The organism is Streptomyces sp. NPDC057474, assembly GCF_042802555.1.
GTDB lineage: Bacteria > Actinomycetota > Actinomycetes > Streptomycetales > Streptomycetaceae > Streptomyces.
In genome coordinates this window covers 9,365-31,786 of record NZ_JBHVDX010000086.1, presented here as the reverse complement: position 1 = coordinate 31,786, position 22,422 = coordinate 9,365, and the positions used below count along the sequence as shown (strand labels likewise).

The 22,422-nt window shown below is 75.0% G+C and carries 2 protein-coding genes; both read left to right on the top strand.

The features are described from left to right. The first annotated feature begins 24 nt into the window (after positions 1 to 24). Positions 25 to 7,872 carry an amino acid adenylation domain-containing protein gene (locus ACFU53_RS23780; RefSeq protein WP_383995797.1) on the top strand — a complete coding sequence of 2,616 codons (7,848 nt, stop codon included), beginning with the start codon at positions 25 to 27 and terminating at the stop codon, positions 7,870 to 7,872. After that, a complete protein-coding gene (locus ACFU53_RS23775; protein WP_383995794.1) occupies positions 7,869 to 22,415 on the top strand; it encodes an amino acid adenylation domain-containing protein in 14,547 nt (4,848 codons plus the stop codon). The genes ACFU53_RS23780 and ACFU53_RS23775 overlap by 4 nt, the downstream gene beginning before the upstream one ends. Positions 22,416 to 22,422: the final 7 nt, after the last annotated feature.

The window sequence follows — 22,422 nt, the reverse complement described above, 5'->3', positions numbered from 1 at the left end:
GACGGCCCGGACCTTGGGGGAAGAGTGCCTGTTCCCGTTCCTGACGACGCGCGTCTGCCGCTGACGGCAGCCCAGCTCGGTATCTGGTTCGCCCAGGCACGGGATCCGCACAGCCCGGTCTACAACACCGGCGAGTACGTCGAATTCACCGGCGCACTGGACCCGGACCGCTTCGAGGCGGCGCTGCGCGCGGTCGTCGCCCGTACCGACGCGCTGCGACTGCGCTTCCACACCGACACCGACGGGACGGTCACCCAGAGCGCCCACCCCGGCCCGGCCTTCACCCTGCACCGCGTCGACGTCAGCGGCGCCGCCGACCCCGCGGCCGCCGCCGACGCCTGGATGCGGGACGTCATCGCCCGCCCCCTCGACGTCACCGGTGGCGAACCCCTGTTCACCCAGGCACTGTTCACCCTGGAGAAGGGGCGCCACCGCTGGTTCCAGCACGTGCACCACCTGCTCCTCGACGGCTACGGATTCCGGCTCGTCGCCGAGCGGGTCGCCGCCGCCTACACCGGTACGGACCCCGAAACCGACGGCTCCGTACGTGAGCTGGTCGACGCCGAACGCGAGTGGCGCGACTCGCCCGCCCACGGCAGGGACCGCGCCCACTGGCTCGCCGCCCCGCGCACCGCCCCCGTCACCCTCGCCGGGTCCTCCGCACCCGCCGCGCCCCACGCCCTGCGGCGCACCGCCTTCCTCGGCCCCGACGTGGCGGCCGGGCTCGGCGCCCTCGCCCGCGCCGCCGACACCGGCTGGCAGGTCACCGTCCCGGCCGCCGTCGCCGCGTACGTGCAGTGGCTGACGGGGGAGCGGGGCATCACGCTCGGGATGCCGGTCACCGCCCGCCGCACCGCCGCCGCCCGCCGCACCCCCGGCACGGTCGCCAATGTGCCCCCGCTGTACGTCGAGCCCCGCCCCGCCGCCCCGCTCGCCGAACTGGTCGCCGCCGTCCGCGACGCGCTCGCCCCCGTGCTGCGCCACCAGCGCTACCCCTACGAGGAGGTGCGCCGCGAACTCGGACTGGTCACCGAGCGCTCCCACGGGCCCGTCGTCAACGTGATGCCCCATCAGCGTGCCCTGCACTTCGGGGAGTTGATCTCCTCGGTGCACCCGGTGTCCACGGGACCCGTCGACGACCTGAAGTTCTCCGTGTACGAGGAGCCGCAGGGCAGCGGGCTGCGCATCGACCTCGAGTCCAACCCCGACGTGTACGGGGCGGCCGAGACCGACGCCCACCTGGAGCGCTTCACCCGCTTCCTGCGCGCGCTCGCCGCCGCCGGCCCCGACACGCCCCTCGCACGGGTGCACACCGAGGAGATCCCGGCCGCCACCGAGCCGGCCGCCACCGACCCGGCCGCCACCGAGCCACCGGCCGCCACCGCCACCCTCCACCGGCTGTTCGCCGCCCGCGCCGCCGCCACCCCGGGCGCCGTCGCCGTCAGCCACGACGGCGACCACCTCACCTACGCCGAACTCGACGCCCGAGCCAACCGCCTGGCCCATCACCTCATTGAGGCCGGCGCGGGACCCGGTCAACTCGTCGCGCTCACCCTGCCCCGCTCCCTCGACCTGGTCGTCGCGCTGCTCGCCGTCCTCAAATCCGGCGCGGCCTACCTGCCGCTGGACCCCGACTACCCGCCCGACCGGCTCGCCCGGATGCTCCACGACGCACGGCCCGTCCTCGTCCTCGGCCCCGAGACGACGGCCCGGGACCTGAGCGGCCACCCCGACACCGACCCCGGGGCCGCGGTCGACGCCCGCCACCCGGCGTACGTCATCTACACCTCGGGATCGACCGGCCGGCCCAAGGGCGTCGTGATCCCGCACGCCAACGTGGTGCGCCTGTTCTCCGCCACCGACCACTGGTTCGGCTTCGGTCCCGACGACGTGTGGACCCTGTTCCACTCCTACGCCTTCGACTTCTCCGTCTGGGAGATCTGGGGTGCCCTGCTGCACGGCGGCCGCCTCGTCGTCGTGCCGTACACCGTCAGCCGCTCGCCCGGCGACTTCCTCGACCTGCTCGCCCGCGAGCGCGTCACCGTCCTCAACCAGACGCCGACCGCCTTCCACCAGCTCGACACCGCCGACCGCGCCCGCGGCGCCGACGCCCCCGAACTCGCCCTGCGCCACGTGGTGTTCGGCGGCGAGGCGCTGGAGCCCGCCCGGCTGGCCGACTGGTACGCGCGGCGCGGTGAGGCCACGGCCCTGGTCAACATGTACGGCATCACCGAGACGACCGTCCACGTCACCTGCGCCCCGCTCGGCCCCGAGCACGCCGTCCCCGGCGCCCGCTCCCTCCTCGGAGGCCCCGTCCCCGACCTGCGCACCCGCGTCCTGGACGCCGCGCTGCGCCCCGTACCGGCCGGATTCACCGGCGAACTGTACGTGTCCGGGGCCGGCCTCGCCCACGGCTACCTGGGCCGCCGCGCGCTGACCGCCGAGCGCTTCGTCGCCGACCCCTACGGACCGCCCGGCACCCGGATGTACCGCACCGGCGACCTCGTACGCCTCCTCCCGGACGGCACCCTCGCCTACCTGGGGCGCGGCGACGACCAGGTGAAGATCCGCGGCTTCCGCGTCGAACCCGGCGAGATCGAGTCCGCCCTCCTCGCGCACCCCGGCGTCGCCGGGGCCGCCGTCGTGGTCCGCGAGGACCGGCCCGGCGACAAGCGGCTCGCCGCCTACGCCGTGCCCGCCGCCGGGAGCACCCCCGACCCGGCCGGCTGGCGGCGCCTGCTCGCCGCGACGCTGCCCGCCCACTGCGTGCCCGCCTCCTTCACCCCGCTCGACGCGCTGCCGCTGACCGCCAACGGCAAACTCGACCGGACCGCGCTGCCCGCCCCCGCCGCCTTCGAGGCCGCGCTCCCGCACACCGGGGCCGCGAGCCATGAGGAGGAGGCCCTGCGCCGCGTCTTCGCCGACGTCCTGGGCGTCGCCGAAGACGCGACGGTCGGCGGCGACAGCGACTTCTTCGCCCTCGGCGGCCACTCCCTGCTCGCCGGACGCCTCATCGCCGCCGTGCGCGACACCCTCGGCGCCGAGATCACCGTCCAGGACCTCTTCGAGGCCCCGACCCCGGCCGGGCTCGCCGAGCGCGTCGCCGGGGCCGCACAGGCCGCCCGGCCGCCGCTGCGTCCCCTGCCGCGCGGCCCCGAACACCCCATGTCCTACGCCCAGCACCGCATGTGGGTGCTGCGCGAGGTCGAGGGCGCCGCACCCACCTACAACATGCCGCTCGCGCTGCGGATCACCGGCGCCCTCCACCGCCCCGCGCTGCGCGACGCCCTGCACGACCTGGTCACCCGCCACGAGAGCCTGCGCACCGTCTACCCGCCCGGCGAGCACGGCACCACCCCGCGCCTGCTGCCGCCCGAAGAGGCCCGCCCCCAGGTCCTCGAGTCCCCCGTCGCGGCGGAACAGCTGCCCGAGGCGCTCACCGCGGCAGCCCGCACCCCCTTCGACCTCGACCGCCGACCTCCCCTGCGCGCCCACCTGTTCACGCTGCCCGACGGCGACGCGGTCCTGCTGCTCCTGATGCACCACGTGGCCGGCGACGGCTGGTCGCTGCGCCCGCTGCTGGGCGATCTGTCCGCCGCGTACAGCGCCCGGCTCGCCGGGCACGCCCCCCACTTCCCGCCGCTGCCCGTCTCCTACGGCGACTTCGCCCTGTGGCAGCGCGAACTGCTCGGCGACGAGAGCGACCCCGGCAGTCTCGCCGGACGCCAGCTCGCCCACTGGGAGCGGACCCTGGCCGGCCTGCCCGACCAGCTGGAGCTGCCCGCCGACCGGCCCCGCCCGCCCGTGGCCGAACACCGCGGCGGCTCCGTGCCGGTGGAGATCCGGCCCGAGACCCACGCCCGGCTCGACACGTTCGCCCGCGCGCACGGCGCCACCTGCCACATGGTGCTGCAGGCCACCCTGGCCGCGCTGCTCACCCGGCTCGGCGCAGGCAGCGACATCCCCATCGGCTGCCCCACCGCCTCCCGCCCCGACAGCGCCCTCGACGACCTGGTGGGCTTCTTCGTCAACCCGGTCGTGCTGCGGGTCGACACCTCCGGCGACCCCTCCCTCACCGCACTGCTCGCCCGGGTCCGCCTGACCGCCCTTCAGGCCTACGGCCACCAGGACGTGCCCTTCGACCGGGTCGTCGAGCGGCTCCAGCCGGAACGCTCGGCCGCCCGCCACCCGCTGTTCCAGGTGGTCCTCTCCTACCAGGACTTCGAGGCCCGCGCCGAGCTGAGCGGCCTCACGGTCCGGCGCGAACCCGTCGACCTCGGCGTCGCCAAGTTCGACCTCACCTTCAATCTGGTCGAACACCGCCTGGACGGAGGGCAGTCCGGCGGCATCGACGGCGACCTCGAATACGACGTCGCGCTGTACGACCGGGCCACCGCCGAGGCCGTCGTACGCCGGCTGCTCGCCCTCCTCGACGCGGCCGTCGCCGCCCCGCAGGCCCCCCTCGGCTCCCACGACCTGCTCGACGCCGAGGAGCGCGCCCTGCTCGCCCGCGGCAACGACACCGCCCGGCCCGTGCCGGCCGCCGGCCTCGCCGAGCAGTTCGCGGCGCAGGCCGCCCGCACCCCCGACGCCGTCGCCGTGGCCGGCGACGACGGCACCGAACTGACCTACGCCGAGCTCGACGCGCGCTCCGGCAGGCTCGCGCGGCGGCTCGCCACGTCCGGCATCGGCCGTGAGTCGGCCGTCGCCGTCCTCCAGCAGCGCTCCGTCCACCTGGTGGTGTCCCTGCTGGCGGTGCTGAAGGCGGGCGGCTTCTACGTCCCGCTCAACACCCGCTACCCGGCCTCCCGGATGGCCCTGATCACCGGCGACGTCGGGGCGCGCGTACTGCTGACCGACCGGGTCACCGACGACGAGCACGGCTGCGCCTCCTGGGCGGGCGGGGCCGAGGTCCTGGTCGTCGACGAACCGCTCGACGAACCGCCCGGCGAACCGCTCGACGAACCGCCCGGCGAAGACGAAGGGGAGCCGTTGCCGGCCGTCCCGGCCCACCCGCACCAGCTCGCCTACGTGATGTACACGTCGGGGTCCACCGGGAATCCCAAGGGCGTCGCCATCACCCACGGCGACGTCTCGGCCCTGGCCGCCGACGACTGCTGGCGCACCGGCCACCAGCGCCGGGTGCTGCTGCACTCGCCGTACTCCTTCGACACCTCCCAGTACGAACTGTGGGTGCCGCTGCTGTCCGGCGGCACCGTCGTCGTCGCCCCGCCCGGCGACCTGGACACCCGCGCACTGGAGCGGGCCGTCGTGGACGGCCGGGTCACCGGCATGTGGCTCACCTCCGGCCTGTTCAACCTGCTCGCCGAACAGTCACCCGGCTGCTTCACCGGCGTACGGGAGGTGTGGACCGGCGGCGACGTCGTCTCCCCGGCCGCCGTCAGCCGCGTGCTCGCCGCCTCCCCGACGACGACCGTCGTGGACGGGTACGGGCCCACCGAGACCACCACGTTCGCCACCCACCACCACATGCGCGCGCCCTGGGAGCAGGAGAGCACCGTCCCCATCGGCACCCCCCTCGACAACACCACCTGCCACGTCCTCGACGACCGGCTGCGGCCCGTGCCGCCCGGCGTGCGCGGCGAGCTCTACCTCGGCGGCTGCGGCCTGGCCCGCGGCTACCTCAAGCGGCCCGACGCCACGGCCGAGCGGTTCGTCGCCGACCCGTTCGCGCCCGAGCCGGGGGCACGCATGTACCGCACCGGCGACCTGGTGCGCCGCCGGCCCGACGGCACCCTGGAGTTCCTGGGCCGCGCCGACCACCAGGTCAAGGTGCGCGGATTCCGCATCGAGCTCGGCGAGATCGAGTCCGTGCTCGGCGCCCACCCGCGCGTCGCACAGTGCGCCGTGCTCGTCCGGCAGGACCGGCCCGGCGACAAGCGCCTGGTCGCCTACGTGGTGCCCGCGCCCGGAACCGACGCCGATCCGGCCCCGCTGCGCGCGCACGTCGCGGGCCAACTGCCCGACTACATGGTCCCGGCGGCGTTCGTGGGCCTGGACGCGCTGCCGCTCACCTCCAACGGCAAGCTCGACCGGCGGGCCCTGCCCGTACCGGACTACGGCGCCCCGGGGCCCGCCGGCCGTCCCCCGCGCACCCCGCGCGAGGAACTGCTCGCCGTCCTGTTCGCCGAGGTGCTCGGCGTCGACGGCGTCTGCGTCGACGACAGCTTCTTCGACCGCGGCGGTGACAGCATCATGGCCATCCAGCTCGTCGGCAGGGCCCGCCGCGCGGGCCTCGCGCTGAACGCCGCGCAGGTCTTCGAGCACAAGACGGTCGCCCGGCTCGCCACCGTCGCCGAGACCCTCGCCGACCGGGCCGCACCGGAGCCCGCCGCCGTCGCCGCCACCGGAGAGGTGCCCCTCACCCCGATCATGCACTGGCTGCGCGGCCGCGGCGGCCCCGTCGAGGCGTTCAGCCAGTCGATGGTGGTCGCGGTGCCCGCGGAACTGGGCGAGGAACGGCTCGTGGCCGCCGTGCGCACCCTCGTCGACCACCACGACGTGCTGCGGGCGGTGTTCACCCGCGACGGAGAGCACTGGTCGATGCGCGTCGACGCACCGGGCGCCGTACGGGCCGGGGACTGGGTGCGCCGCGTGGACGCCGGCGGCCTGGACGAGGCGGCGCTGCGCGCCCGGATCACCGAGGAGGCCGCGGCCGCCCGCACCCGCCTCGACCCCTTCGCCGGCCGCAACGCACAGGTGGTCTGGCTCGACGCGGGCCCCGCGCGCACCGGCCGCCTCCTGCTGACGGCACACCACCTGGTCGTCGACGGCGTGTCCTGGCGCATCCTGCTCCCGGACCTGAAAGCGGCATGGGAGGCCGCCGCCCAGCCGGGCGCCACCGGGCCGGCCGCCACCGCGCTGGTGCCCGTCGGCACCTCCTTCAGGGCCTGGGCCACCCACCTCGCCGACGAGGTGAAACGGCCCGAGCGCGCCGCCGAACTCGGCCTGTGGACCAGGATGCTGGCCGGTGACGCCGCACCCGTGACGGCGCGGGCACTGGACCCCCGTCTCGACACCGCCGCCACCGCCCGCACCCTCACCCTCGACCTGGCCGGCCCGACCACCCGGGCGCTCCTGACCACCGTCACCGCCGCGTTCAACGGGCGCGTCGACGACATCCTGCTCACCGCCCTCGCCCTCGCGGTGGCCGACTGGCGGCGCCGCCGCGGCCTCGGTGACCTCGACACCGTGCTCGTCGACCTCGAGGGCCACGGCCGCGAAGGCGGCGACAGCGGCGCCGAACTCTCCCGCACGGTCGGCTGGTTCACCAGCATGTACCCCGTCCGCCTCGCCCTGGGAACCCTCGACCGCGACGACGCGCTCGCGGGCGGCCCCGCCGCCGGACAGGCCGTGAAACGGATCAAGGAGCAACTGCGGGAGATCCCCGACGGCGGCATCGGCCACGGCCTCCTGCGCCACCTCGACGCCCGCACCGGCCGCTCTCTCGCCGCGCTCGCCCCGCACGGCACACCCGCCCTCGGCTTCAACTACCTGGGACGGTTCCCCGCGGCGGACGGCGCACTGTGGAGCGCCGCACCGGACGCCGACGCGATCGGCGACGGCACCGACCCCGGCCTGCCCCTCGCCCACGCCGTCGAGGTCAACGCCCTCACCCGGGACGAGAGCGGCGGCCCCCGGCTCCAGGCCGTGTGGACCTGGGCCGGACGGCTCCTGGACGAGGCCGCGGTCCGCGACCTCGGCGAGAGCTGGTTCCGCGCCCTCGAAGCCCTCGCCACCCACGCCGAACGCCCCGACGCGGGCGGCGTGACCCCCTCCGACCTGTCCCTGGTCTCGCTCAGTCAGGCCCAGATAGACCAGCTCGAAGCCGCTTGGAAGGTAGCCCGATGACGCAGTCCGGACTCGCCGACGTCCTGCCCCTGTCCCCGCTCCAGGAAGGCCTCCTCTTCCAGGTCACCTACGGCGCCGAGGCCCGCGGCACGGACGTCTACACGGTCCAGATGGTCTTCGAGCTGCGCGGACCGCTGGACGGGGCCGACCTCGAGGCGTCCGCACGCACCCTGCTGCGCCGCCACCCCAACCTGCGCGCCGGCTTCTGGCAGCACGACGTCGAGCGGCCCGTCCAGTTCGTGCCCAACGAGGTCCCGCTGCCCTGGCACACCCGCGACCTCACCGCCCTGAACGGGCGGGACCGCGAGGCCGCCGTCGAGCGGTACATCGCCGACGACCGCGCCGAACGCTTCGATGCGGGCACCCCGCCGCTGATCCGCTTCGGCCTGCTCGCCCTCGGCCCCGAGCACCACAAACTCGTGCTGACCACACACCACCTGCTCCTCGACGGCTGGTCGATGCCGCTGCTCGTACGCGAACTGTTCACGCTGTACGGACAGCACGGCGACGACGCGGGTCTGCCGCCCGTCACCCCCTACCGCGCCTACCTGGCCTGGCTCGCCGGGCGCGACGACGACGCCGCCCGCGCCGCCTGGCGCGCCCATCTCGCCGGCCTGGACGGCCCGAGCCTTTTCGCGGGCGGCGCCGGCCGGGGCGCCACCGACGGGCCCACCGCCCTGCCCGGCCAGATCTGGCACGAGACCGACGCCGCGACCGCCACCCGGCTCACCGCCCTCGCACGGGCGCACGACGTCACCCTCAACACCCTCGTCCAGGGCGCCTGGGCGCTGCTGATCGGCCGTGAACTGGGCCGCGACGACGTCGTGTTCGGGGCGACCGTCGCCCACCGGCCGCCGGAGATCCCCGGCATCGAGTCGACCATCGGCATGTTCATCAACACCCTGCCGGTACGGGTCCGCGTGCGCCCCGCGGAGACCCTCGGCGAGCTCCTGTCCCGCGTCCAGCAGGAGCAGGCCGCGCTGATCGAGCACCGCCATCTGTCCCTCACCGACATCCAGGCCGCGGCCGCGACCGGCGAACTCTTCGACACCGTCGTCGTGTTCGAGAACTACCCGCTCGACCCGGCCGTCCTGCGCGCCGAGTCCCGCGGGATGCGCCTGACGGGCTTCGAGGTCGGCGACGCCACCCACTACCCGCTGAGCCTGCTCGCCATCCCCGGCCAGACGATCCGCTTCCGCCTCGACCACCGCGTCGACGTCCTCGACGAGAGCGGCGCACGCCGGCTGCTCGCACGGCTCGACGCGCTTCTCGCCGACATCGCCGAGCACGGCGCCGGCCTGCCCGTCGGCCGCCTCGACCTGCTGTCCGCCGACGAACGCGGCCGGGCCCTGGAGGAGTTCGGCACGAGCGGCGAACCGGCTCCCGAGACCACCCTCGCCGCGCTCTTCGAGGCGCAGGCCGCCCGCACCCCCGACACCACCGCCCTCGTCGTGGACGGCGACCGCCTCACGTACGCGGAACTCAACGCCCGCGCCAACCGGCTCGCCCGCCGCCTCCTCGAACAGGGCGCCGGACCCGAGCGGATCGTCGCACTGCGCCTGCCGCGCACCCCCGACCTGTACGTCGCACTGCTCGCGGTCCTCAAGACGGGCGCCGCCTACCTGCCCGTCGACGTCTCCCACCCGGCCGAGCGCATCGCCTTCATGATGGGCGACGCCCGCCCCGCCGTGGTCCTCACCGGCGAGGAGACGGGCCAGGACCTGTCGGCGTACGCGCAGACGAACCTCACCGACGCCGAGCGGACCACGCCGCTGCTGCCGCACCATCCGGCCTACGTCATCTACACCTCGGGCTCCACCGGCACCCCCAAGGCCGTCGTCATGCCGGGCAGCGCCCTGGTCAACCTGCTCGCCTGGCACCGGCGCGAGATACCCGGCGAAGCCGGGGCGGTCGTCGCCCAGTTCACCACCATCGGCTTCGACGTCGCGAGCCAGGAGATCCTGTCCGCGCTGCTGCACGGCAAGACCCTCGCCGTGCCCGCCGAGGACGTCAGGCGCAGCGCCGAGCGGCTCGCCGCCTGGCTCGACGAGCACGCCGTCGCCGAGCTGTACGCACCGAACCTCGTCATCGAGGCGGTCGCCGAGGCCGCCGCCGAACAGGGCCGCACCCTGCCCGCCCTGCGTCACCTCGCCCAGGCCGGCGAGGCCCTGGCGCTCGGCCCCGCCGTGCGCGCGTTCGTCGCCGCCGTCCCCGGACGCACACTCCACAACCACTACGGTCCCGCCGAGACCCATGTGATGACCGGCACCGCCCTGCCCGCGGACCCCGCCGACTGGAGCGAACCGGCCCCCATCGGCCGCCCCGTCGCCGGGGCCCGCGTCTACGTCCTGGACAGCGCGCTGCGCCCCGTCGCACCCGGCGCGACCGGCGAGCTGTACCTGGCCGGTGCCGGTGTCTCGCGCGGCTACCTCCACCGGCCCGTCCTCACCGCCGAACGCTTCGTCGCCGACCCCTACGGCGCCCCGGGGGAGCGCATGTACCGCACCGGCGACCTCGGCCGCCGGCGCGGCGACGGGCAGCTGGAGTTCGCGGGCCGCGCCGACCACCAGGTCAAGATCCGCGGCTTCCGCATCGAGCCGGGCGAGGTGGAGTCCGCGCTCACCGCGCTGCCCTCCGTCGCCCACGCCGCCGTGCTCGCCCGCGAGGACGCACCCGGCGACAAACGCCTGGTCGCCTACGTCGTCCCGGCCCGCGGCGCCGTCGACCCGGCCGCCCTGCGCGCCGCACTGGGCCGCGCCCTGCCGGACTTCATGGTGCCCGCCGCGATCGTCGCCCTCGACGAGCTGCCGCTCACCCCGAACGGCAAGCTCGACCGGGCCGCGCTGCCCGCCCCGCGGACCACCACCGTCCGGCGCTCGCCGCGCTCGCCGCGCGAGGAGATGCTTGCCGGCCTCTTCGCGACCGTGCTGAAGGTCCCGCGGGTCGGCATCGACGACAACTTCTTCGACCTGGGCGGCCACTCACTCCTCGCGACCCGGCTCATCAGCCGCATCCGCAGCGTCCTCGGCGCGGAGGTGTCCCTGCGCGACCTGTTCGAGGCGCCGACCGTCGCCGGCCTGGGCGAGCGCATAGAACGGGCGGCGGGCGCCCGCAACCCCCTGACCCCCGTCGCCCCCGCAGACCGCCCCGAGCGGCTCCCGCTGTCGTACGCCCAGCGCCGGCTGTGGTTCCTGGGACGCGTGAACGGGCCCAGCGCCACCTACAACATCCCGCTGGCACTGCGGCTGCGCGGCGAGCTGGACAGCGCCGCACTGCGCGCCGCCCTCGCCGACCTGACGGCCCGCCACGAGACGCTGCGCACCGTCTACCCCAGCCACGCGGGCGAGCCCTACCAGCACATCCTGGCGCCCCACGAGGCCGTACCCGCCCTCGACGTCGTCCGCACCGAGGAGCACCTGCTCCCCGAACGGCTCTCCGAGGCGGCCGCCCAGCCCTACGAACTCACCCGCGACCTGCCGCTGCGGGCCACGCTGTTCGAGCTGGGCGAGCGGGAGCACGTGCTGTTCCTGCTGCTCCACCACATCGCCGGGGACGGCTGGTCACTGGCCCCGCTCACCCGCGACCTCTCCCACGCCTACACGGCGCGCCGCGCGGGCGGCGCCCCCCGCTGGGCTCCGCTGCCCGTCCAGTACGCCGACTACACGCTGTGGCAGCGCGAACTGCTCGGCGACGCGGACGACGCCGAGTCCCCGCACGGCATCCAGCTCGCGCACTGGAAAAGCGCGCTGCACGGAGCGCCCGCGCACCTGGAGCTGCCCACCGACCACGCGCGGCCGGCCGTGGCCGGCCACCGGGGCGAGACCGTGCCCTTCCACATCGCCCCCGAACTGCACGAGAAGCTGACCGCGCTCGCCAAAGCCGGCGACAGCAGCCTGTTCATGGTGCTGCAGGCGGCGTTCGCGGCGCTGCTGACCCGGCACGGCGCCGGCACGGACATCCCCGTCGGCAGCCCGATCGCGGGCCGCACCGACGACGCGCTGGACGACCTGGTCGGCTTCTTCGTCAACACGCTCGTCCTGCGCACCGACACCTCCGGCGACCCCGCCTTCCGCGAACTGATCCAGCGGGTACGGCAGTTCGACCTCACCGCGTACACCCACCAGGACCTGCCGTTCGAAAAGCTCGTCGAGGACGTCAACCCCGAGCGCACCCTCGCCCGCAACCCGCTCTTCCAGGTCGTCCTCGCGCTGCAGTCCATGCCCGCCGCCGACCTGGCCCTGCCCGGCCTCGACGTCGCCCCGCAGCCGGTCCGCGTCGGCTTCGCCAAGTTCGACCTGGGCCTCGCCGTCGTCGAGGAGCACACCGCCGACGGCACCCGCGCCGGCATCCGCGGCGACTGGGAGTTCAGCACCGAACTCTTCGAGCGCGCCACCGTCGAGGCCCTGGGGGAGCGCCTGGTGCGCTTCCTGGAGGCCGTCGCCGACGACCCGGACCGCACCATCGGCTCCGTCGACCTGCTCGGCCCCGCCGAACGCCACCGGCTCCTGGTCGACCTCAACTCACCCGCCGACCACCCCCTGCCCCGCGACCGCACCCTCACCTCGCTCTTCGAGGAACAGGCCGCCCGCACCCCCGACGCGACCGCCCTCGTCATGGGCGCCGAGTCGCTCACCTACGCACAGGTCAACGCCCGCGCCAACCAGGCCGCCCGCAGCCTCGTCGGACAGGGCGCGGGACCCGAGCGGACGGTCGCCCTGCAGATGCGCCGCTCCACGGACCTCGTCGTCGCGCTGCTCGCGATCTGGAAGTCCGGCGCCGCCTACCTGCCCGTCGACCCCGACTACCCGGCGGACCGCATCGCGCACATGCACGCCGACGCCCGCCCCGCCCTCGTCCTGCGCGCCCTGCCGCCGGACCTGACCGCCCACGAGGACACCGACCTCACCGACGCCGACCGGCTCACCCCGCTGCTGCCGCAGCACCCGGCGTACGTCATCTACACCTCCGGCTCCACCGGCCTGCCCAAGGGCGTCGTCGTGCCGCACCGCGCGGCCGCCGCGACGATCCCCGCCCAGGCCGCCACGTTCGGCCTCGGCCCGCACAGCCGCGTGTTGAACTTCGCGTCGATCAGCTTCGACGCCGCCCTGTGGGAACTCACCTCCGCCCTGCTCACCGGCGCCGGGCTCGTCCTGGCCCCGGCCGACGACCTGCTGCCCGGCCCCGCGCTGGCACGGCTCGTGCGCGACCGGGGCGTCACCCTCCTCGCCCTGCCGCCCAGCGCCCTGCCCGCCCTGCCCGAGGGCGCGCTGCCGCCCGGCACCGACCTGATCGTCGCCGGCGACACCACCGCCGCCGACCAGAGCGCCCGGTTCGCCCCCGGCCGCCGCATGGTCAACGCCTACGGGCTCACCGAGACCACCGTGTGCGCCACCATGAGCGCGCCCGTCGCCGGGGCCGTCGTCCCGCCCATCGGCCGCCCCGTCGACCACGCCCGCGTCTACGTCCTCGACGAACGGCTGCGGCCCGTGCCGCCCGGCGTCACCGGTGAGATCTACGTCTCCGGCGCCGGTGTCGCCCGCGGCTACCTCCACCGCCCCGCCCTGACCGCCGAACGGTTCGTGCCCGACCCGTACGCGCCGCTGTTCGGCGAGAGCGGCACCCGCATGTACCGCACCGGCGACCTCGCGCGGCTGCGCAACGACGGCCAGCTGGAGTTCGCGGGCCGCGCCGACCGGCAGCTCAAGATCCGCGGCTTCCGCGTCGAGCCCGGCGAGATCGAGGCGGTGCTCACCACCCACCCGTCCGTCGCCACCGGCGCCGTCGTCGCCCGCGAGGACGAACCCGGCGACAAGCGGCTCGTCGCCTACGTGGTGCGCGACACCGACGGCGGGCCCCGCGACACCACCGGCGCCACCGACCGGGTCGCCATGTGGCAGGAGACGTACGAGCAGCTGTACGAGGCCGAGCCCGGCCGCGCGTTCGGCGAGGACTTCTCCGGCTGGAACAGCAGCTACACCGCCGAGGAGATCCCGCCGCAGGAGATGCGGGAGTGGCGTGCCGCCACCGTCGACCGCGTCCTCGCACTGCGCCCGCGCCGCGTCCTGGAGATCGGCTGCGGCACCGGCCTGATCCTGTCCCAGGTCGCGCCGCACGTGACGGAGTACTGGGGCACGGACCTGTCGAGAAGCGTCGTCGACCGGCTCCGGTCCCACCTGGACGCCCGGCCCGCCCTGTCGGCGAAGGTCACCGTCCGCGCCCAGGCCGCGCACGACACCGACGGCCTGCCGGCCGGCCACTTCGACACCGTCGTCGTCAACTCGGTGGTCCAGTACTTCCCGGACGCCGACTACCTGGCCGACGTGGTGCGCGCCGCGGCCCGGCTGCTCGCCCCGGGCGGCACGATCTTCCTCGGCGACGTCCGCAACCTGCGCACCCTGCGTGCCTTCCGCACCGCCGTCGAACTGCGCCGCGCGGGCCCCTTCGCCGACCCCTCGACGGTGCGGGCCGCCGTCGAGCAGTCCCTGGTCACCGAGAAGGAACTCCTCCTCGACCCGGACTTCTTCACCTCCCTCGCCACCGCCGAGCCGCTGCTCGCGTCGGCGGACATCACCCTGCGCACCGCCGCCCGCCACAACGAGATGAGCCGCCACCGCTACGACGTCACCCTGCGCCGTTCCCCCCGGCCCGGGGCCGGCACACCCCCCGCCCCCGCACACCGGGCGCTCACCCTGCGCTGGAACACCGACCTGAGCACCCTCGACGAACTCGCCGACGCCCTGCGCGCCCGCCCCGTCCGTGTCACCGGCATCCCCAACGCCCGGCTGGTGCGCGAGAACGCCGCACTCGCCGCGCTCGCGGGCGGCTCGGCCGCTCAGGCCGCCGCCCTGCTCGACGGGCCCGTGCCCGCCGACGCCGTCGATCCCGAGGCCGTGCACGCCCTCGGCGCGGTGTGCACCTGGGGCGCCCGGGACGACACCTTCGACGTGTACGCCGGCGACGGCCTCGCCCACGTCCCGCGCACCGGTGACCGGCCGCTCGCCAACGACCCCGCCCGCGGCCAGGAGGACGCCCGGCTCGTCGGCGAACTGCGCGGCCTCGTCGCCGAGCGGCTGCCCGCCCACCTGGCACCCGCCGCCTACGTACTGCTCGACGCGCTGCCGCTGAGCGCCAACGGCAAGCTCGACCGGGACGCGCTGCCCGCCCCCGACCGGGGCACCGAGGCATACGGCCAGGCGCCCCGCACCCGGCGCGAGGAGATCCTGTCCACCCTGTTCGCCGAGGTGCTCGGGCTGCCCAAGGTGGGCATCGACCGCAGCTTCTTCGACCTGGGCGGCCACTCGCTGCTGGCGACCCGGCTGCTCAGCCGCATCCGTACCGTGCTCGGCGCCGAACTCGCCGTCCGCGACCTGTTCCAGGCACCCACCGTCGCCGCGCTCACCCAACGCGTCGAGGGCGCCCAGCAGGCCCGCCCGGCGCTCACCGCGCGCACCCGCCCCGACGAGGTGCCCCTGTCCTTCGCCCAGCACCGGCTGTGGTTCCTGCACCGCATGGAAGGCCCGAGCGCCACCTACAACATCCCGATGAGCCTGCGGCTGACCGGCTTTCTGGACCGGGACGCCCTGCGCGCCGCCCTCGCGGACGTGACCAAGCGCCACGAGACGCTGCGCACCGTCTATCCGGAGCGCGGCGGCGTCCCACGCCAGCACCTCCTGCAGAGCGCCGCCCCCCTCTTCGAGACCGTGGCCACCACGGCCGAGCGCCTGGACGCGGACCTCACCGAAACCGCCCGCCGCGGCTTCGACCTCGCCCACGAACTCCCGCTGCGGGCCACCTTGTTCCACCTCGGCGAGCAGGAACACGTCCTGCTGCTGCTCATGCACCACATCGCCGGCGACGGCTGGTCCTGGCCGCCCCTCGCCCGCGACCTCACCGAGGCGTACGCGGCACGCCGGCAGGGCGACGCCCCCCGCTTCGCGCCGCTGCCCGTCCAGTACGCCGACTACACCCTGTGGCAGCGCGAACTGCTCGGCGACGAGCACGACCCGGACAGCCGCCACGCACAACAGCTCGCGCACTGGACCGAGGCGCTCGACGGCATCACCGAGGAACTGCGACTGCCCACCGACCGGCCCCGGCCCGCCGTCGCCACGCACCGCGGCGACACCGTGCCGTTCCGGATCCCACCGGAGCTGCACCAGCGCCTGGCCGCACTCGCCGGGGAGAGCCGCGCGAGCCTGTTCATGGTGCTGCAGGCGGCGTTCGCGGCGCTGCTGACCCGGCACGGCGCCGGCACGGACATCCCCCTCGGCAGCCCGATCGCGGGCCGCACCGACGACGCGCTGGACGACCTGGTCGGCTTCTTCGTCAACACGCTCGTCCTGCGCACCGACACCTCCGGCGACCCCACCTTCCGCGAACTCGTCGCCCGGGTACGGGAAACGGACCTGGCCGCCTACGCCAACCAGGACCTGCCGTTCGAGAAACTCGTGGAGCGGCTGCGCCCCGAGCGCTCCCTCGCCCGCCATCCCCTGTTCCAGGTGATGCTCGCCTTCCAGAACAGCGCGGACGCCCGCCTCGCCCTGCCCGGCCTCAAGGCCGAGGCGCTGCCCGTCGGCGTCGGCGTCGCCAAGTTCGACCTGCACCTGAGCATGGTCGAACTGCGCGCCGGGGACGGCGGCCCCGGCGGCGTCCGGGCCGCCCTGGAGTACAGCACCGACCTGTTCGAGCGGGCCACCGCCGAGGCGCTCGTCACCCGGCTGCTGCGCCTGCTGGACGCCGTCGCGGACGACCCCGACACCACGGTCGGCCGCGTCGAACTCCTCGACCCCGCCGAGCGCCGGCGGGTCCTGGACGAATGCAACGAGACCGCAGGAACGCAGACGGACCCCGATGAGCGCGTACCCGAACTTCTCCAACGCCAGGTGGCGCGTACGCCGGATGCTCTGGCGCTGGTGCACGATGACCAGTCGCTGACCTACGCCGAGCTCAACGCCCGCGCCAACCGGCTCGCCCGCCGCCTCGTCGCACAGGGCGCCGGGCCCGAGCGGATCGTCGCACTGCGCCTGCCCCGCTCCCTGGACCTGTACGTGGCCGTGCTCGCCGTCCTCAAGACCGGCGCCGCCTACCTGCCCGTCGACGTCACCTACCCGGCCGAGCGCATCACGTACATGACCGAGGACGCCCGCCCGGCGATCGTCCTCGACTCCGTACCGGGGGACCTGTCCGCGTACGAGGACACCGACCTGACCGACACCGACCGGCTCACCCCGCTGCTGCCGCAGCACCCGGCGTACGTCATCTACACCTCCGGCTCCACCGGCACCCCCAAGGCCGTCGTCATGCCCGGCAGCGGCCTCGTCAACCTGCTGAACTGGCACGCCCGCCGCTTCCCCGGCGGGGAAGGCGTGCGCACCGCCCAGTTCACGGCGATCGGCTTCGACTTCTCCGTCCAGGAGATCCTCTCCCCGCTCGTCATGGGCAAGGCCCTGATCGTGCCCTGCGAGGAGGTCCGCCACAGCGCCGAGCGGCTCGCCGCCTGGCTCGACGAGCAGCGGGTGTCCGAGCTGTTCGCGCCGAACCTGGTCATCGAGGCGGTCGCCGAGGCCGCCGCCGAGCAGGGCCGCACCCTGCCCCGCCTAACCGACATCCTCCAGGGCGGGGAGGCGCTCACCCCCACCCGGCGGGTGCGCGACTTCACCCACGCGGTGCCGGGCCGGCGCCTGCACAACGTGTACGGCCCTGCCGAGACGCACGCCGTCACCACCCACACGCTGCCCGCCGACCCCGCCCGGTGGCCGGCGTCCGCACCGATCGGGCGGCCCGTCGACCACGACCGCGTGTACGTCCTCGACAGCGCACTGCGCCCGGTGCCGCCGGGCGTCACGGGCGAGCTGTACCTGGCCGGCGCGGGCGTCGCCCGCGGCTACCTGCGCCGGCCCGGCCCGACCGCCGCCCGCTTCGTCGCCGACCCCTACGGCCCGCCCGGCACCCGCATGTACCGCACCGGCGACCTCGGCCGCCGGCGCGCGGACGGCGAACTGGAGTTCGCGGGCCGCACCGACCACCAGGTCAAGATCCGCGGCTTCCGCGTGGAACCGGTCGAGGTCGAGGCCGCGCTCACCGCGCACCCGCACGTCACCCGGGCCGCGGTCCTGCCCCACGGCGACCGGCTCGTGGCCTACCTCGTCACCCGCGAGGGCGCCGACCTCGCCGACGTACGGGCACGGACGGCGGCGCGGCTGCCGGACTTCATGGTGCCCTCCACGTACACCGTCCTGGACGCGCTGCCCCTCACCCCGAACGGCAAGCTCGACCGGGCGGCCCTGCCGGCACCCGACGCGGGCGACACCACGGGCCGCGCCCCGCGCAGCGCGCGCGAGGAGATCCTGTGCGGCCTGTTCGCCGAGGTGCTGAAGAGCGGCCACGTCTCCATCGACGACAACTTCTTCGACCTGGGCGGCCACTCACTGCTCGCGACCCGGCTGCTCAGCCGCATCCGGACCGTCCTGCACGCCGAGATCTCGCTGCGCGACCTGTTCGAGGCACCCACCGTCGCCGGACTCACCGCGGCCGTGGACGCCGCCGAGGGACGGCGGCGGCCCGCGCTGCGGCCCGCCCCGCGGCCCGCGGCGCTGCCGCTGTCCCACGCCCAGCGCCGCCTGTGGTTCCTCAGCCGGCTCACCGGCGGCGACCCCGCCTACAACATGCCCGTGGGCCTGCGCCTGACCGGCACCCTCGACCACACGGCCCTCACCGAGGCACTCGCCGACCTGACGGCCCGCCACGAGACGCTGCGCACCGTCCTGCCCGAGGGCGACGACGGCAACCCCCGCCAGCACATCCTCGCCCCGGCCGACGCACGGCCCGCCCTGCACCGGCGCACGGCCACCGAGGACGACCTCGCCGCCGAACTGGCCGCCGCCGCACGGCACTCCTTCGACCTCACGGCCGACCTGCCGCTGCGGGCGACCCTCTTCCACCTCGGCGAACAGGAGCACGTCCTGCTGCTCCTGCTGCACCACATCGCGGGCGACGGCTGGTCGCTCGCCCCGCTCGCCCGCGATCTCGTCACCGCGTACGCGGCACGCCGGCAGGGCGACGCCCCCCGGTTCGCGCCGCTGCCCGTCCAGTACGCCGACTACACGCTGTGGCAGCGCGAACTGCTCGGCGACGAGAACGACCCGGCCAGCACCGTCGCCCGGCAGAGCGCGTACTGGAAGGAGGCCCTGGCCGGCCTGCCCGACGAGCTTCAGCTCCCCGCCGACCGGCCCCGCCCCGCCGTCCCCGCGCACCGCGGCGAAGCCGTCTTCCGCACCCTCGACGCCGACCTGCACCGCCAACTCCTCGGGCTCGCCCGCTCCGGCGGCGCCAGCCTGTTCATGGTGCTGCAGGCCGCTGTGGCCGCCGTCCTCACCCGGCACGGCGCCGGCACGGACATCCCCCTCGGCACCCCGGTCGCGGGCCGCACCGACGACGCGCTGGACGACCTGGTCGGCTTCTTCGTCAACACGCTCGTCCTGCGCACCGACACCTCCGACAACCCCACCTTCCGGCAACTGCTGGACAGGGTGCGGGAGTCGGACCTCGCCGCGTACGCCCACCAGGACGTGCCGTTCGACAAGCTCGTGGAGGAGCTGAGCCCCGGACGCTCCCTCGCCCGCCACCCGCTCTTCCAGGTACTGCTGGCCCTGCAGAACACCCCGCAGGCCGTCCTCGAACTGCCCGGGCTCACCGCCCGCCCCGAGGTCGTCGGCCTCGGCGCCGCCAAGTTCGACCTGACGTTCAACCTGGCCGAACGGCTCGGCGAGGACGGCGAGCCCCGGGGGGTCGACGCCGTCCTCGAATACAGCACCGACCTGTTCGACGCGGCCACCGCCGAGGCGCTCACCGACCGCCTCATCGCCTTCCTGCGGCACGTCACCACCGACCCCGACACCACCGTCGCCGACGTGCCGATCCTGGGCCCGGGCGAGCACGCCCAGGCCCTGACCGGCTGGAACGACACCGCCCACCGGCCCGGCCGCGAGGCCGCCGCCGCGTCGCTGCCGCAGCGCGTCGCCGAACGCGCCGCCCTCACCCCGGACGCGATCGCCGTCACCGAACCCGGCGCCACCACGCTCACCTACGCACAACTCGACGCGCGGGCGAACCGCCTGGCACATCGCCTCGTCGCCGAGGGCGTCACCCCCGAAACCCCGGTCGCCGTCCTCCAGGAACGCTCGGCACACCTCGTCGTCACCACACTCGCCGTCCTCAAGGCCGGTGGCGTGTACGTACCGCTGCACACCGGCTACCCCGAGGACCGGATGCGGCACGTCATCGCCGACACCGGCGCGGCGCTGCTGCTCACCGACACCTTCCACCGCGAGACCGCCGCCCGCCTGGGCACCCCGGCCCTCACCGTGGACGCCGGGCCGCCCGCCGGGGAGCCGACCGCCCCCGACGTCACCGTGCTGCCCGACCAGCTGGCGTACATCATGTTCACCTCCGGCTCCACGGGCGTACCCAAGGGCATCGGCATCACCCACCGCGACGCCATCGCGCTCGCCGTGGACCGCTGCTGGGAGAGCACCGACCGGTCGCGGGTCCTCATGCACTCCCCGTACGCCTTCGACATCTCCACCTACGAGCTGTGGAGCCCGCTGCTCGCCGGCGGCCGCATCGTCGTCGCCCCGCGCGGCGACATCGACGCGGACGTACTGCGCGCCGTCCTGCCCGGGCAGGGCGTCACCTCGCTGCTGCTGACCGCCGGTCTGCTCGGCGTCGTCGCCGACGAGGCACCGGAGGTCTTCGCGGGCGTCAAGGACGTATGGACCGGCGGCGACATCGTCCCGCCCACGGCCGTCCGCCGCGTCCTCGACGCCTGCCCCGGCACCACCGTCAAGGCACTGTACGGGCCCACCGAGATCACCCTCGGCTGCACGTGGCACAAGTTCACCGCGGCCGCACAGGTCCCCGCCGGTGTGCCGATCGGCCGCCCGCTGGACGAGACCCGCGCCTACATCCTCGACGAACGGCTGCGGCCCGTCCCGCCCGGCGTGCCCGGCGAGCTCTACATCGGCGGCGCCGGACTGGCCCGCGGCTACTGGGCGCAGCCGGCCCGCACCGCCGAACGCTTCACGGCCGACCCGTACGCCGAACTCTTCGGCGACGCGGGCGGCCGGATCTACCGCACCGGCGACATCGCCCGGCGGGACGCCTCGGGGGTCCTGCAATTCCTCGGCCGTGCCGACCAGCAGGTCAAGATCCGCGGTTTCCGCATCGAACCCGGCGAGATCGAGACGACGCTCGCCGCCCACCCGGGCGTCACCCGCGCCGCCGTCGTCGCCCGCCCCGGGCGCGGCGGGGACAAGGTGCTGGTCGCCTACGTCGTGGGCGAGGACACCGACCCGCGGGAACTGCGCGCCGACCTGGAGCAGTCGCTGCCCGACCACATGGTCCCGGCCGCATTCGTGCCCATGGCCGCCCTGCCCGTGACCCCCAACGGCAAGCTCGACCGTGACGCGCTGCCCGAGCCCGAGTGGGGCGGCGGCGGCGGACGGCTGCCGCGCGGCCCGCGCGAGGACCTGCTGTGCCGTCTGTTCGCCGAGGTCCTGGGCACCGCACGGGTCGGCATCGACGACAACTTCTTCGAACTCGGCGGCCACTCCATGCTGGCCACCCGGCTCGCCGGCCGCATCAAGGCCGCACTCGGAGCCGAGGTCGGCGTCCGCACCCTCTTCGAGGCACCCACCGTCGCCGCGCTCGCCGCCCGCATCGACGGCGGAGCACAGGCCTTGCACGACCCGTTCGGCGTGGTCCTGCCGCTGCGCGCCACGGGCGGCGGCACCCCGCTGTTCTGCGTCCACCCGGCCGGCGGCTTCGGCTGGATCTACTCCGGTCTCCTGCGCCACATCGACCGCGAGCAGCCGCTGTACGCGCTCCAGGCCCGCGGCCTGAGCCGCCAGGAGCCGCTGCCCGCCGACATCGACGCCATGGCCCGCGACTACGCGGAACAGATCCGCAAGACGGTGCCCGAGGGCCCCTACGAGATCCTCGGCTGGTCCTTCGGCGGCCTGGTCGCCCACGCCGTCGCCACCCGGCTCCAGGCCGAGGGCGCCGAAGTGAGCCTGCTGTCGATCCTGGACGGCTACCCCGACGCCCACGACGGCACCGAGCACGAGGTCGGCGAGGAACAGGTCCTCGCGATCCTGCTCAACGCCGCCGGTGTCGACCGGGCCGCCACGTTCGGCGACGCACCGCTGGAACGGGCCGCCGTACTGCAACGCCTGGGCGAGACGGGCAGCGCCCTGGCCCACCTCGACGACCCGGCGGTCGGCCGCATGGTCACGGTCTTCCTCAACAACACGCGCCTCATCGCGGACTTCGGGCCGCAGCGTTTCGAGGGCGACCTGGTGTTCTTCGCGGCCACCGCCGGACCCACCGACCCGGCGCTCACCCCCGACTCCTGGCGGCCCCACGTCACCGGCCGGATCGAGGAGCACCACCTGGACACCGACCACGCCGGCCTGGCCCGGCCCGAGGCCCTGGGCGTGATCGCCCGGACGCTGGCGGACCGCCACGCGCCGCAGGCCGGAAACTGAACGATCG

What these genes read in the sequence shown, in the direction of transcription:
- ACFU53_RS23775 (WP_383995794.1), top strand. Translation starts at nt 7,869, where the DNA reads ATGACGCAGTCCGGACTCGCCGACGTCCTGCCCCTGTCCCCGCTCCAG.